This window comes from Pseudomonas sp. WPR_5_2 (assembly GCF_003634475.1).
In the GTDB taxonomy this organism is placed as follows: domain Bacteria; phylum Pseudomonadota; class Gammaproteobacteria; order Pseudomonadales; family Pseudomonadaceae; genus Aquipseudomonas; species Aquipseudomonas izuensis.
On the sequence record NZ_RBLA01000006.1, the window covers coordinates 109,722 to 123,457 of the forward strand.

The 13,736-nt window shown below is 61.0% G+C and carries 11 protein-coding genes; 9 read left to right on the plus strand and 2 right to left on the minus strand.

Translation table 11 applies throughout. The annotated features are described in order from the left end of the window. The first annotated feature begins 1 nt into the window (after nucleotide 1). The 9 genes from murD (at nucleotide 2) to lpxC (ending at nucleotide 10,493) form a co-directional block, all read left to right on the plus strand. Nucleotides 2–1,348 carry a UDP-N-acetylmuramoyl-L-alanine--D-glutamate ligase gene (murD, locus tag BJ917_RS21590; protein ID WP_096509152.1) on the plus strand — a complete coding sequence of 449 codons (1,347 nt, stop codon included), beginning with the start codon at nucleotides 2–4 and terminating at the stop codon, nucleotides 1,346–1,348. After that, nucleotides 1,345–2,562 carry a putative lipid II flippase FtsW gene (gene ftsW, locus BJ917_RS21595; RefSeq protein WP_096509153.1) on the plus strand — a complete coding sequence of 406 codons (1,218 nt, stop codon included), beginning with the start codon at nucleotides 1,345–1,347 and terminating at the stop codon, nucleotides 2,560–2,562. The genes murD and ftsW overlap by 4 nt, the downstream gene beginning before the upstream one ends. Beyond that, nucleotides 2,552–3,622 (plus strand): undecaprenyldiphospho-muramoylpentapeptide beta-N-acetylglucosaminyltransferase, encoded by a 1,071-nt coding sequence (gene murG, locus BJ917_RS21600; protein ID WP_096509154.1) that lies wholly within the window; start codon nucleotides 2,552–2,554, stop codon nucleotides 3,620–3,622. The genes ftsW and murG overlap by 11 nt, the downstream gene beginning before the upstream one ends. Next, the gene (murC, locus tag BJ917_RS21605) at nucleotides 3,615–5,075 is read left to right on the plus strand and encodes a UDP-N-acetylmuramate--L-alanine ligase (RefSeq protein ID WP_121104461.1); all 1,461 of its coding nucleotides are present in this window, start codon (nucleotides 3,615–3,617) and stop codon (nucleotides 5,073–5,075) included. Before murG ends, murC begins: the two co-directional genes overlap by 8 nt. Then, on the plus strand, nucleotides 5,072–6,052 hold the full coding sequence (locus tag BJ917_RS21610; protein WP_096509156.1) for a D-alanine--D-alanine ligase: 981 nt from the start codon (nucleotides 5,072–5,074) through the stop codon (nucleotides 6,050–6,052). Before murC ends, BJ917_RS21610 begins: the two co-directional genes overlap by 4 nt. Nucleotides 6,053–6,056: 4 nt before the next feature. Beyond that, on the plus strand, nucleotides 6,057–6,923 hold the full coding sequence (locus BJ917_RS21615) for a cell division protein FtsQ/DivIB (RefSeq protein ID WP_096509157.1): 867 nt from the start codon (nucleotides 6,057–6,059) through the stop codon (nucleotides 6,921–6,923). A gap of 14 nt (nucleotides 6,924–6,937) precedes the next feature. After that, the gene (ftsA, locus tag BJ917_RS21620; RefSeq protein ID WP_096509158.1) at nucleotides 6,938–8,197 is read left to right on the plus strand and encodes a cell division protein FtsA; all 1,260 of its coding nucleotides are present in this window, start codon (nucleotides 6,938–6,940) and stop codon (nucleotides 8,195–8,197) included. A 78-nt stretch (nucleotides 8,198–8,275) separates the two neighbouring features. After that, the gene (gene ftsZ, locus BJ917_RS21625; RefSeq protein ID WP_095193000.1) at nucleotides 8,276–9,469 is read left to right on the plus strand and encodes a cell division protein FtsZ; all 1,194 of its coding nucleotides are present in this window, start codon (nucleotides 8,276–8,278) and stop codon (nucleotides 9,467–9,469) included. A gap of 112 nt (nucleotides 9,470–9,581) precedes the next feature. Further along, nucleotides 9,582–10,493 carry a UDP-3-O-acyl-N-acetylglucosamine deacetylase gene (gene lpxC / locus BJ917_RS21630; protein WP_003178240.1) on the plus strand — a complete coding sequence of 304 codons (912 nt, stop codon included), beginning with the start codon at nucleotides 9,582–9,584 and terminating at the stop codon, nucleotides 10,491–10,493. Nucleotides 10,494–10,667: 174 nt separating this feature from the next. Here the strand turns inward: lpxC and BJ917_RS21635 are convergent, their stop codons facing one another. Continuing rightward, nucleotides 10,668–12,167 carry a sensor domain-containing diguanylate cyclase gene (locus tag BJ917_RS21635; RefSeq protein ID WP_121104463.1) on the minus strand — a complete coding sequence of 500 codons (1,500 nt, stop codon included), beginning with the start codon at nucleotides 12,165–12,167 and terminating at the stop codon, nucleotides 10,668–10,670. Between the two features lie 194 nt (nucleotides 12,168–12,361). Beyond that, nucleotides 12,362–13,681, minus strand: coding sequence for an OprD family porin (locus BJ917_RS21640; RefSeq protein WP_121104465.1), 1,320 nt, complete (start codon nucleotides 13,679–13,681; stop codon nucleotides 12,362–12,364). Between the last annotated feature and the right edge of the window lie 55 nt (nucleotides 13,682–13,736).

Consider the following 13,736-nt stretch of genomic DNA (forward strand, 5'->3'; position numbering starts at 1 on the left):
CGTGTCTCTGATCGCTTCTGACCACTTCCGCATCGTTGTCGGCCTCGGCAAGAGCGGCATGTCCCTGGTTCGCTTCCTGGCGAACCGGGGCGTGGCGTTTGCCGTGGCCGATACGCGGGAAAATCCACCGGAACTGGCCACGCTCAAGCGTGACTATCCGCACGTGGAAGTGCGTTGTGGCGAGCTGGATGTCGAGTTCCTGTGCCGTGCCGACGAGCTCTACGTGAGTCCCGGCCTGGCGCTGGCGACCCCGGCCCTGCAGGCTGCCGCTGCCCGTGGCGTGAAGCTGTCCGGCGACATCGAGCTGTTCGCGCGTAACGCGAAGGCGCCGATCGTGGCCATCAGTGGCTCCAACGCGAAAAGCACCGTGACCACCCTGGTCGGCGAGATGGCGGCTGCGGCCGGCAAGCGTGTCGCCGTCGGCGGCAACCTCGGAACGCCGGCACTGGATCTGCTCAGCGACGACGTCGAGTTGTATGTGATGGAACTGTCGAGCTTCCAGCTCGAAACCACCGATCAGCTCAACGCCGAAGTGGCGACCGTACTCAACATCAGCGAAGACCACATGGATCGCTACAGCGGTCTGCCGGCCTATCACCTGGCCAAGCACCGGATTTTCCGTGGTGCGAAGCAGTTCGTGGTCAACCGCCAGGATGCCTTGAGCCGTCCGCTGATGGGCGAGGGTCAGCCTTGCTGGACCTTCGGCCTGAACAAACCGGACTTCAAGGCTTTCGGTATCCGCGAAGAAGACGGCGAGAAGTACCTGGCTTTCGAGTTCCAGAACCTGATGCCGGTGCGCGAGCTGAAAATTCGCGGCGCCCATAACCAGTCCAACGCCCTGGCGGCATTGGCCCTTGGCCACGCCGTCGGCCTGCCGTTCGATGCCATGCTCTCGGCCCTGCGCAACTTCGCCGGGCTGGAACACCGTTGCCAGTGGGTGCGGGACCTGGAAGGCGTGGGCTATTACAACGATTCCAAAGCCACCAACGTCGGTGCTGCCCTGGCCGCCATCGAAGGCCTGGGCGCGGACATCGACGGCAAAATCGTGCTGATTGCCGGTGGCGACGGCAAGGGTGCCGAATTCAAGGATCTGCGTGCTCCGGTGGCAGCCAACTGCCGTGCCGTCATTCTGATGGGCCGTGATTCCGACAAGATCGGTGAGGCCATTGGCGACGCCGTCCCGTTGATTCGCGCCGGTTCGCTGGTCGAAGCCGTGGAACAGTGCCGCGCCGCTGCCCAGCCAGGTGACGTGGTGCTGCTGTCGCCGGCCTGTGCCAGCTTCGACATGTTCAAGAACTACGAAGACCGTGGTCACCAGTTCGTCCGCGCCGTGGAGGATCTGGCATGAGCCTCAAAGGCATTATCAAGCCATTCCCATCGCCACTCATCACCGGGCGCGGCATCGACCTCGACTTCCCGATGCTCGCCGGTTGCCTGGCGCTGCTGGGGCTGGGGCTGATCATGATTGCATCGGCCTCCACCGAAGTGGCGGCGGCACAGTCGGGCAGCCCGCTGTATTACATGATTCGCCACCTTATTTATGTGGTGCTGGGCTTGGGTGCCTGCGTTGTCACCATGATGATTCCGATCGCCACCTGGCAACGCCTGGGCTGGCTGATGCTGATCGGTGCCTTCGGTTTGCTGGTGATGGTGATCGTCCCGGGGATCGGCCGTGAAGTGAACGGTTCGATGCGCTGGATCGGTTTCAGCTTCTTCAACGTGCAGCCGTCCGAGATCGCCAAGGTGTTTGTGGTGATCTACCTCGCCGGTTATCTGGTGCGTCGCCAGAAGGAAGTGCGGGAAAGCTGGATGGGCTTCTTCAAGCCGTTCATCGTTCTGCTGCCAATGGCGGGCCTGCTGCTGATGGAGCCGGACTTCGGTGCCACCGTCGTGATGATGGGGGCTGCCGCGGCAATGCTGTTCCTCGGCGGCGTCGGGCTGTTCCGTTTTTCCCTGATGGTTGTGCTGGCGGTCGCGGCGGTGGTGTTGCTGATTCAAATGCAGCCGTATCGGATGGCGCGTCTGACCAACTTTGCCGATCCATGGGCCGACCAGTTCGGCGCCGGCTATCAGTTGTCTCAGGCATTGATCGCATTCGGTCGTGGCGAATGGCTGGGCGTTGGCCTGGGCAACAGCGTGCAGAAACAGTTCTACCTGCCGGAAGCCCACACCGACTTCGTGTTCTCGGTCCTGGCTGAAGAACTGGGTGCCGTGGGTTCTTTGTGCACGGTCGCGCTGTTCGTCTTCGTTTGTATTCGTGGCATGTACATCGGATTGTGGGCCGAGAAGGCCAAGCAGTTTTTTGCCGCCTATGTGGCGTACGGCCTGTCGTTCCTGTGGATTGGTCAATTCCTGATCAACATCGGGGTGAACGTCGGCCTGCTGCCGACCAAGGGCCTGACCCTGCCATTTCTCAGTTATGGCGGCAGTTCGTTGGTGATCTGCTGTGCCTGTCTCGGTTTGCTGCTGCGCATCGAGTGGGAGAGTCGAACTCATTTGGGCAGTGAAGAGATGGAGTTCCATGAGAGCGACTTCGCCGAGGAGCCGAACCATGGGCGCTAACGTATTGATCATGGCTGGTGGCACCGGTGGCCACGTGTTTCCGGCATTGTCCTGTGCCCGCGAGTTCCAGTCCCGCGGTTATACGGTGCACTGGCTCGGTACGCCGCGCGGCATCGAGAACGACCTGGTTCCGGCAGCCGGTATCGAGTTGCACCGGATCAACGCCAGCGGTGTGCGGGGCAAGGGCAAGTTGTCCTTGCTCAAGGCGCCGTTCATGGTTCTCAAGTCGGTCTGGCAGGCGCGGGCGATCATTCGTCGGTTGCGGCCGGTTTGTGTCGTTGGTTTCGGTGGTTTTGTGACCGGTCCTGGCGGCGTCGCTGCGAAATTGGCCGGCGTGCCGGTGATCGTTCATGAGCAGAACGCCGTGGCCGGTACCGCCAATCGGTTGCTGGTGCCGTTGGCCGCCCGGGTCTGTGAAGCGTTCCCCGACACCTTTACCCTGTCGAGCAGCCGACGGACCACCGGTAATCCGGTGCGCACCGAGCTGTTCCTCGAGACACCGCGACCTGCCCTGGGCGGTCGCAAGGCACGTTTGCTGATCCTGGGCGGAAGCCTGGGGGCAGAGCCGTTGAACAAGTTGCTGCCTGACGCCCTGTCGCAAGTCGCCGTCGACTTGCGTCCGGAAGTGTTCCATCAGGCCGGCAAAAATCACGATGAAGTGACTGCAGAGCGCTATCGCGCGGCTGGCGTCGAGGCGCAAGTGCAGCCCTTCATCAAAGACATGGCCCAAGCCTATGGCTGGGCCGACCTGGTGGTGTGTCGCGCCGGTGCGCTGACCATCAGTGAACTGGCTGCCGCCGGTCTGCCCTCGATGCTGGTGCCCTTGCCCCACGCGATCGACGATCACCAGACCCGCAACGCCGATTATTTGGCCCGCGAAGGCGCTGCCTTCCTGATGCCGCAAAGAACGACTGGCGCAGCGGATCTTGCCGCTCGCCTGACAGAGGTCCTGATGCAACCGCAACGACTCAATGATATGGCCACTGCGGCCCGCCGCCTGGCCAAACCCGATGCCACCCGAAATGTGGTCGATACCTGCCTGGAGGTGGCCCATGGTTGAGAATAAGAAAGCCATGCCACAACCGGAAATGCGCCGCATCCGTCGCATCCACTTCGTCGGGATCGGCGGTGTGGGCATGTGCGGGATTGCCGAAGTGTTGTTGAACCTGGGCTATGAAGTGTCCGGTTCCGACCTGAAAGCTTCGCCGGTCACCGAGCGCCTGGAATCCTTCGGCGCGCAGATCTTCATCGGTCACCGTGCCGAAAACGCTGCCTCTGCCGACGTGCTGGTGGTGTCGAGTGCCGTGAACACCTCCAACCCGGAAGTCGCCACCGCGCTGGAGCGCCGCATTCCGGTGGTGCCGCGTGCAGAGATGCTGGCCGAGCTGATGCGCTATCGCCACGGTATCGCCGTCGCCGGTACCCACGGCAAAACCACCACCACCAGCCTGATCGCTTCGGTGTTCGCCGCCGGTGGCCTGGACCCGACCTTCGTGATCGGTGGCCGTCTGAATGCCGCGGGCACCAACGCCCAGCTCGGTACCAGCCGTTATCTGATCGCCGAGGCCGACGAAAGCGACGCCAGTTTCCTGCACCTGCAACCGCTGGTGGCCGTGGTCACCAACATCGACGCCGATCACATGGCGACCTACGACGGTGACTTCAACAAACTGAAGAAAACCTTCGTCGAGTTCCTCCACAACCTGCCGTTCTACGGCCTGGCTGTGGTCTGCCTGGACGATCCGGTGGTGCGTGAAATCCTGCCGCAGGTCAAGCGTCCGACCGTGACCTACGGCTTCGGCGACGACTGTGACGTGCGCGCCATCAATGTCCGCCAGCAAGGCATGCAGACCTTCTTCACCGTGCTGCGTCCGGATCGCGAGCCGCTGGATGTCTCGGTGAACATGCCGGGCAACCACAACGTATTGAACGCACTGGCGACCATCTGTATCGCCACCGATGAAGGCGTCAGCGATGAAGCCATCGTCCAGGGCCTGTCCGGGTTCCAGGGCGTCGGCCGGCGCTTCCAGGTCTACGGCGAACTGCCGGTGGACGGTGGCAACGTCATGCTGGTCGACGACTACGGCCACCACCCGACCGAAGTCGCAGCGGTGATCAAGGCTGTACGTGGTGGCTGGCCGGAGCGCCGACTGGTGATGGTCTATCAGCCGCACCGCTACAGCCGTACCCGCGACCTGTACGACGACTTCGTCAATGTACTGGCCGACGCCAACGTATTGCTGCTGATGGAAGTCTATCCGGCCGGCGAAGAACCGATCCCGGGCGCCGACAGCCGCAAGCTGTGCAACAGCATCCGCCAGCGTGGCCAGCTCGACCCGATCTACATCGAGCGTGGTGTCGACCTCGCGCCGCTGGTCAAGCCGCTGCTGCGTGCGGGCGACATTCTGCTGTGCCAGGGCGCCGGTGATATCGGCGGTCTCGCACCAAAACTGTTGAAAAGCGAGTTGTTCGCCGGCGCCGTGGCCGCGCCGGTCGAGGGGAAGTTGAAATGACTGCTGCCTACGCCAACCTCGTCTCCACTGTCGCGCCGAAAGATTTCGGCCGCGTCGCCGTGCTGTTCGGCGGCAAGAGTGCCGAGCGCGAAGTGTCCCTGAAGTCGGGCAATGCGGTTCTCGATGCGCTGCAAAGCGCGGGCGTGGACGCGTTCGGCCTCGACGTGGGCGATGATCTGCTGCAGCGTCTGCTGAACGAAAAAATCGACCGCGCCTTCATCATCCTCCACGGTCGTGGCGGTGAAGACGGCAGCATGCAAGGCCTGCTCGAATGCCTGGGCATTCCTTACACCGGCAGCGGCATCCTCGCCTCGGCATTGGCCATGGACAAGCTGCGCACCAAGCAGGTCTGGCACAGCCTGGGCATTCCGACGCCACGTCACGCGGTGCTGAGCAGCGAGGCCGATTGTATTTCGGCGGCCACGGAACTGGGCTTCCCTTTGATCGTCAAACCGGCGCATGAAGGTTCAAGTATCGGTATGGCCAAAGTGACTTCCGCGTCCGAATTGATCGACGCCTGGAAAGCGGCCAGTACCTACGATTCGCAAGTGTTGGTCGAGCAATGGATTCAAGGTCCGGAGTTCACCATCGCCACCCTGCGTGACCAGGTGTTGCCTCCCATTGCCCTGGGCACGACGCACAGTTTCTACGACTACGACGCCAAGTACATCGCCAACGATACCCAGTACCGCATTCCGTGCGGGCTGGACAGCGCCAAGGAAAAGGAACTCATGGACCTCACGGCCAAAGCCTGTGAGGCGCTGGGTATTGCCGGTTGGGGCAGGGCGGACGTGATGCAGGACGCCGAAGGGCAGTTCTGGTTCCTGGAAGTCAACACCGCGCCGGGCATGACCGATCACAGCCTGGTGCCAATGGCGGCCCGTGCGGCCGGCCTGGATTTCCAGCAACTGGTTCTGGCCATTCTGGCCGAGAGCGTTGGCCGCAACGCTGCCAGTCAGCAAGAGCCGCGAGGTTAAGACCATGCAAGGCGCACAGTTGAGACATCAGCCCCCCGCACCCGGCCGCAAGCCGGTGCCGCGGGGTGCCAGCCGAATGGTGGCCAAAGAGCCGATGTCTGCGCGCCTGCCGAAAGCCAATTTCGGCTTTCTGAAAAGTCTGTTCTGGCCGGTGCTGTTGGTCGCATTGGGGTTCGGTACTTACGAAGGCGCACAGCGTTTGCTGCCGTACGCCGACCGACCGATCACCAGGATCAATGTGCAGGGCGACTTGAGCTACATCAGCCAGCAGGCAGTGCAGCAGCGAATCGCCCCTTATGTGGCGTCGAGCTTCTTCACCATCGACCTGGCGAGCATGCGCACCGAACTGGAACAGATGCCATGGATTGCCCATGCCGAGGTACGGCGGGTGTGGCCGGATCAAGTGGTGATCCGCCTGGAAGAACAACTGCCGGTGGCTCGCTGGGGCGACGAATCGCTGTTGAACAACCAGGGACAGGCGTTCACGCCGCGTGAGCTGGCGAATTATGAACACCTGCCGCAGCTGTTCGGCCCACAGCGGGCTCAACAGCAAGTGATGCAGCAATACCAGGTGCTGAGCCAGATGCTCAGGCCCCTGGGTTTCTCGATTGCACGCCTGGAGTTGCGTGAACGAGGCAGTTGGTTCCTGACCACTGGCCCCGGCAGTGCGGGCCCTGGAATAGAACTGCTGCTGGGACGCGGCAACCTGGTGGAAAAGATGCGCCGTTTCATTGCCATCTATGACAAGACGCTTAAAGAACAGATTACGAACATTGCGCGCATCGATCTGCGTTATGCCAACGGCCTGGCCGTTGGCTGGCGCGAACCTGTAGCGCCTACGACAGCCCAACCCGCTGTCGCGAAGAATTAAGAGAGGCAGGACCCATGGCAAACGTTCAAAGCGGCAAAATGATCGTCGGTCTCGATATCGGCACCTCCAAGGTGGTGGCGCTGGTAGGCGAGGTGTCGGGCGACGGCACGCTGGAAATCGTCGGGATCGGTACCCATCCGTCCCGCGGCCTGAAGAAAGGCGTGGTGGTGAACATCGAGTCCACCGTGCAGTCGATCCAGCGCGCCATCGAAGAGGCACAGCTGATGGCCGGTTGCCGCATCCACTCGGCGTTCGTTGGCGTGGCCGGCAATCATATCCGCAGCCTGAACTCCCACGGCATCGTGGCAATTCGTGATCGCGAAGTCAGCTCCGCCGACCTCGAGCGTGTGCTCGACGCCGCCCAGGCCGTGGCAATCCCGGCCGACCAGCGCGTGCTGCACACCCTGCCGCAGGATTACGTGATCGATAACCAGGAAGGCGTCCGCGAGCCTCTGGGCATGTCCGGTGTGCGACTGGAAGCCAAGGTTCACGTCGTCACCTGCGCCGTCAACGCCGCACAGAACATTGAAAAATGCGTGCGTCGCTGCGGCCTGGAAATCGACGACATCATTCTCGAGCAACTGGCGTCGGCGTACTCGGTGCTGACCGATGACGAGAAAGAGCTGGGCGTGTGCCTGGTGGACATCGGCGGTGGCACCACTGATATCGCGATCTTCACCGAAGGCGCGATCCGTCATACCGCGGTGATCCCGATTGCGGGCGATCAGGTGACCAACGACATCGCCATGGCGTTGCGCACCCCGACCCAGTACGCCGAAGAAATCAAGATCCGCTACGCCTGTGCCCTGGCCAAACTGGCCGGTGCCGGTGAGACCATCAAGGTGCCGAGCGTTGGCGACCGTCCACCGCGCGAGTTGTCCCGTCAGGCCCTGGCCGAAGTGGTCGAGCCGCGTTACGACGAGCTGTTCACCCTGATCCAGGCCGAGCTGCGTCGCAGCGGCTACGAAGACCTGATCCCGGCCGGCATCGTGCTGACCGGCGGTACGTCGAAGATGGAAGGCGCTACCGAACTGGCCGAGGAAATCTTCCACATGCCGGTGCGCCTGGGCGTGCCTCATGGCGTGCGGGGTCTGGATGACGTGGTCCGCAACCCGATTTATTCCACCGGTGTCGGCCTGTTGATGTACGGCCTGCAGAAACAATCCGACGGCATTTCGTTCTCGGGTATCGGCAGTCGCGACAGCTACAGCAACGAAGAACCGAAAGGCGCCTTGCTCGATCGCATCAAGAGCTGGGTCCAGGGCAATTTCTAAGATTCACCGCAGCACCGCTACACCGTTGTAGATACAGGCAGTAGGCGAAAAAACTAGAGAACGTAAAGGAGAGGGAAAATGTTCGAACTCGTAGACAACATCCCCGCAAGCCCGGTTATTAAAGTTATCGGTGTTGGCGGTGGCGGCGGCAACGCCGTGAATCACATGGTCAAGAGCAACATTGAAGGCGTTGAATTCATCTGCGCCAACACTGATGCCCAGGCGCTGAAGAGCATCAGCGCGCGGACCATCCTGCAACTGGGTACCAGCGTGACCAAGGGTCTGGGTGCCGGTGCAAACCCTGAAGTAGGTCGTCAGGCCGCTCTCGAAGATCGTGAGCGCATTGCCGAAGTCCTGCAGGGCACCAACATGGTGTTCATCACCACTGGCATGGGCGGTGGTACCGGTACCGGTGCTGCGCCGATCATTGCTGAAGTGGCCAAGGAAATGGGGATCCTCACCGTTGCGGTGGTGACCCGTCCGTTCCCGTTCGAAGGCCGCAAGCGTATGCAGCTGGCTGACGAAGGCATCCGCCTGCTGTCGGAAAGCGTCGACTCGTTGATCACCATTCCCAACGAGAAGCTGCTGACCATCCTCGGTAAGGACGCCAGCCTGCTGTCGGCTTTCGCCAAGGCTGACGATGTACTGGCCGGTGCCGTTCGCGGTATCTCCGACATCATCAAGCGTCCGGGCATGATCAACGTCGACTTCGCCGACGTACGTACCGTGATGAGCGAAATGGGCATGGCAATGATGGGCACTGGCTGCGCCAGCGGTCCGAACCGTGCACGTGAAGCGACTGAAGCGGCCATCCGCAACCCGTTGCTCGAAGACGTGAACCTGCAAGGTGCACGCGGCATCCTGGTGAACATCACCGCCGGTCCTGACCTGTCCCTGGGTGAGTACTCCGACGTGGGTAGCATCATCGAAGCCTTCGCTTCCGAGCACGCCATGGTCAAGGTCGGTACCGTTATCGATCCGGACATGCGCGATGAGCTGCACGTGACTGTCGTTGCGACCGGTCTGGGCGCTAAAATCGAGAAGCCTGTGAAGGTCATCGACAATACCGTTCACACATCGATGGCTTCCCAGCCACAACAACAAGCCCCTGTTCGTCAGGAAGCTCCAGCAGTGAACTACCGTGACCTGGACCGTCCGACCGTCATGCGCAACCAGGCTCAGGCCGGTGCTGCGACTGCCGCGAAGATGAATCCACAGGATGATCTGGATTATCTGGACATCCCGGCTTTCCTGCGTCGTCAGGCCGATTGATGAAATGTATCAGGGCTATGAAGGTGATTGGTGTTCAGCAAAGGCGTGGTCTGCTATCATCGCCAGCCTTTGTTGATACCAGTTCGCAATTTGCGCTGAAGCGGCCCAAGCCATGATTAAACAACGCACACTGAAAAATATTATCCGTGCCACAGGTGTAGGTCTGCACTCCGGGGAGAAGGTTTACCTGACCCTCAAGCCTGCGCCGATCGACACCGGCATTGTGTTTTGTCGTGCCGACCTCGATCCGGTGGTGCAGATCCCTGCACGCGCGGAAAACGTTGGTGAGACCACGATGTCGACCACGCTGGTCAACGGTGACACCAAAGTGGATACGGTGGAGCACTTGCTCTCGGCCATGGCTGGCCTGGGCATCGATAACGCCTACGTCGAGCTCTCCGCGTCCGAAGTCCCGATCATGGATGGTAGCGCTGGACCCTTCGTATTTCTGATTCAATCGGCTGGCCTGGAAGAACAGGACGCCGCCAAGAAGTTCATCCGCATCCTGCGCGAAGTGACAGTGGAAGACGGCGACAAGCGCGCCACTTTCGTCCCTTTCGAAGGTTTCAAGGTGAGTTTCGAGATTGATTTCGATCACCCGGTTTTCCGTGATCGCACACAAAGTGCAAGCGTGGATTTTTCCAGCACTTCGTTCGTAAAAGAAGTCAGCCGCGCCCGTACTTTTGGTTTCATGAGCGATATCGAGTACCTGCGCAAGCACAACCTCGCACTCGGCGGCAGCGTTGAAAACGCTATCGTGGTCGACTCGGATGGCGTACTGAACGAAGACGGTCTTCGCTACGAAGACGAATTCGTGAAGCACAAGATCCTCGATGCAATTGGTGACCTCTACCTGCTGGGCAATAGCCTGATTGGTGAGTTCAAGGGCTTCAAGTCCGGACATGCACTGAACAACCAACTGCTGCGCAAGTTGATTGAACAGAAAGATGCCTGGGAAGTCGTGACCTTTGAAGACGCCAGCACTGCACCGATTTCTTACATGCGCCCTGTTGCGGCCGTGTAAGTAAAAAACCTCTCTAGTTTTTAAAGGCTACCTTCGGGTGGCCTTTTTTTATGCCCTGATTTTTGTAGTGCCTGGTCGGGCCTCTTCGCGGGCAAGCCTCGCTCCTACAAAGTCTGCGCGAACCTGTAGGAGCGAGGCTTGCCCGCGAATGGGCCGGAAGAGGCGACACACATTTCAGGCACAAACCACCCGATTTCGCCCCCGTTCCTTGGCCTGATACAGCGCCTTGTCCGCCAAAAACAGCAACTGCTCCAGGCTGATATCGCTCGCTGTCGTCCAGGTGCTGATGCCGATGCTGACGGTCATCGGCTGGTCATCGCCTGCCACCACGGGCAACTGTTCCACCTGCGTACGGATGCGTTCGGCGATCTGCCGCGCGCCTGCGTGGTCGGTTTCGGCCAGGATCACCGAAAACTCCTCGCCGCCGTAGCGGGCCACCAGGTCTGTCGGGCGATGGACGTTGGCGCCAATGACCTCGGCCAGTGAGCGTAGAGCCTCGTCGCCGGCCTGGTGGCCATGGCGATCGTTGAAGGCCTTGAAGTGATCGGCGTCGATCATCAGCACTGACATCGGCTTGCCGGAGCGTTGCGCCCGAAACCATTCGTGGCGCAGGGTCTGGTCGAGCGTCCGGCGATTGGCCACGCCGGTCAAGGCATCGGTGGCGGCCAGTTGCGCCAGTTCCTGCTCGGCGCAGTGGCGCAGGCGCAGTTCGCGACAGAGCAACCAGGTCAGCCAGAGCAACGCGGCGCACAGGACTCCGGTGGCGCCGCTGATCACAATGGCCGTGCGTTGCCAGGTGGCGAATACCTCGTCGCCGGAAAGGGCAACGATGACCGTCAGCGGCAGGTTTCCGACCCGGCTGAAGGTATACAGGCGTTGTTGTCGGTCGATGCTCGACACGCCGTCGAAGCTGCCGCTGCCCTCGCGCAGCATGCGCACGACGTTGGGCCGGCCGGCGAAGCTTTTGCCAATTGAGTTGTCTTGCAGAAACGGCTTCTGTGCCAACAGAACTCCGTCGTCATTGATGATGGCCAGCGTACTGCCAGTACCGATGTCCAGGCTGTTGAACAACTGATCGAAGTACGCCAGGCGCATCGAGGCCACCGCGACACCCAGGAACTCACCGGTGGGTGATGAAATGCGCCGGCTGAAACTGATTTGCCATTCGTCACTGTAGGCGCAGTCGCAACGGGGTTTGAACGGGCGGCTGATGAACATGCCGCTGTCGCGGTTCTGGACATGGGCGAGGAAATAATCGCGGTCAGCGAAGTTACCCGGCTTGGGCTCGATCAATGACGAGTCGGCGAGCACTTCACCCTTCTGGTCCAGCAACAGAATGTCGCCCTTGTAGCGCGCCGTAGTGGAGCGGTCGAACAGCACCAGGTGACGGATTTGCGCCGAAACCTGTTTCAGGTCATCCCGTTGCGCCGCGGCAATCAAGCCTTGCAGGGTCAGGTCGTAGAGCTCCACGGTGCGCAGCACGTCGGCGTCGATCAATTGCGCGATGGTGGTTGCACTGCGTGTGGCGGCCTGCTGGGCGTTGGCGTGTTCGCGGATCAGCAGAAAGGTGACGATGCTGAGAATCGCAATGACCGTCAGGATGCTACCGAGGATCACCAGGATCTCGGGCCGTCCGGCGTTGCCTGAACCATTGGAAGTACGGCGTACGGTCATGGGGCTGAAGTCTGCGGGAATGACTGAGTAAGCGTAGTCCCATAACCGTAGCAGCCAGGAAAAAGGCCCGCGACAGCAAACCTCTGATCTCTGTAGGAGCCGGCCTGCTGGCGATAGCGGCGTGTCAGGCACCCGCATGTCTATTGATGCGCCGCCTTCGCCGGCAAGCCGGCTCCTACAGGTTACGCGGTTGATCAGAACACATTGATCGGGTAGTCGACGATCACCCGGTACTCATCGGTGTCCTGATCCAGGGCGCCGTAACCATTGCCGCCACGGTTGGTCGCCCATTGCAGGTGCAGTGCCAGGTCCTTGGCTTTACCGCTCTGGACCACGTATTTCAGGTCAATGTCACGCTCCCAATGCCTGGCGTGTTTGCCGTTGGCGTTGTAGAACGCGGCATAGCCGGGACTGTCCGGGTCAACCTGGGTCAGGTCCAGTTCGCCTCGTGAGTACGACACGGCCGATGTCACACCCGGCAGGCCGAGTCCGGCAAAGTCGTAGGCATATTTGAGTTTCCACGAGCGTTCATTCGGACCGTTGAAGTCTGAGTATTGCTGGGAGTTGTCGAGGAAGATGCTGTCGCCCTGGCTGATGTAGTCGAACGGGGTGTTGCCGTTGACCCGCTGGTAAGCGGCAGTGACGCTGTGATGACCCACGCCGACGGTGAAATGCAGGCTGTAGGTGTTGTTGTCGATGTTGCCCAGCAGCGCATCACCAGTGTCTTGCGTGTGATAGAAGTGCAGGCCCGGGTTGAGGCTGATCAGGTCATTGAGTGCGTAGGTGTAATCCAGGTCGAAGTAGTACTGGTTCCAGATGTCCTTCAGCTCGGCGGCATACAGGCTGCTGGTCAGTCCCGGCAGGCTGCTCCAGGCTACGCCGGCCCAGTTCAGATGCTGGCTGTCCTTGCCCTCGGGCAGGCTGCCGTAGGACGTGCCGATGCGGGTATGGCCACTCTGGTTGTACGGTTTGGTGAAACTGGCCTGGCCACCTTCGATCATCACGCCGTCGATGCTGTGGTTGGTCAGGCTGACCCCACGAAAGGTCTGGGGCAGCATGCGGGTTTCGCCACCGGCGATCACCGGATTGGCGAGAAACAGGTCGCCGGCCTTCAATTCGGTATCCAAAGCACGCATTTTCAGGGTGCCACCGGCAGTCGAGAACGACCCCGGCGCTTTGCCGTTGCCATCGCTGACCGGCAGGATGCTCGAATTGTCCGTGCCGCCACCGCCGTCGAGCTTGAGCCCGAGCATGGCATGGGCATCGATGCCGAAGCCGACAGCGCCTTCAGTGAAACCCGATTCGAAGACCCCCAGCAAACCCTGGCCCCACTCGATGTTGTCGTCGGCCTGCTGCAAGCGATTGCGGTTCATGTAGTAGTTGCGGGCGTTGAGATGAAGGCTCGAATCTTCGACGAATCCTGCGGCGGGCGAATCATCGGCGGCCTGGGCGCTGGAGGCCATCGTTGCAGCGATTGCAATGAACAACGGTGTGAATCGAAATGGGAAACGCACGTGCGGTAAAGCTCCTTGAGTCAACTTGAAACGTCACTGTTTTGCTGGTCGGGGA

What these genes read in the sequence shown, in the direction of transcription:
- BJ917_RS21615 (WP_096509157.1), top strand. Translation starts at nt 6,057, where the DNA reads ATGCAAGGCGCACAGTTGAGACATCAGCCCCCCGCACCCGGCCGCAAG.
- BJ917_RS21635 (WP_121104463.1), bottom strand. Translation starts at nt 12,167, where the DNA reads ATGACCGTACGCCGTACTTCCAATGGTTCAGGCAACGCCGGACGGCCC.
- murC (WP_121104461.1), top strand. Translation starts at nt 3,615, where the DNA reads ATGGTTGAGAATAAGAAAGCCATGCCACAACCGGAAATGCGCCGCATC.
- ftsA (WP_096509158.1), top strand. Translation starts at nt 6,938, where the DNA reads ATGGCAAACGTTCAAAGCGGCAAAATGATCGTCGGTCTCGATATCGGC.
- murG (WP_096509154.1), top strand. Translation starts at nt 2,552, where the DNA reads ATGGGCGCTAACGTATTGATCATGGCTGGTGGCACCGGTGGCCACGTG.
- ftsW (WP_096509153.1), top strand. Translation starts at nt 1,345, where the DNA reads ATGAGCCTCAAAGGCATTATCAAGCCATTCCCATCGCCACTCATCACC.
- ftsZ (WP_095193000.1), top strand. Translation starts at nt 8,276, where the DNA reads ATGTTCGAACTCGTAGACAACATCCCCGCAAGCCCGGTTATTAAAGTT.
- BJ917_RS21610 (WP_096509156.1), top strand. Translation starts at nt 5,072, where the DNA reads ATGACTGCTGCCTACGCCAACCTCGTCTCCACTGTCGCGCCGAAAGAT.
- lpxC (WP_003178240.1), top strand. Translation starts at nt 9,582, where the DNA reads ATGATTAAACAACGCACACTGAAAAATATTATCCGTGCCACAGGTGTA.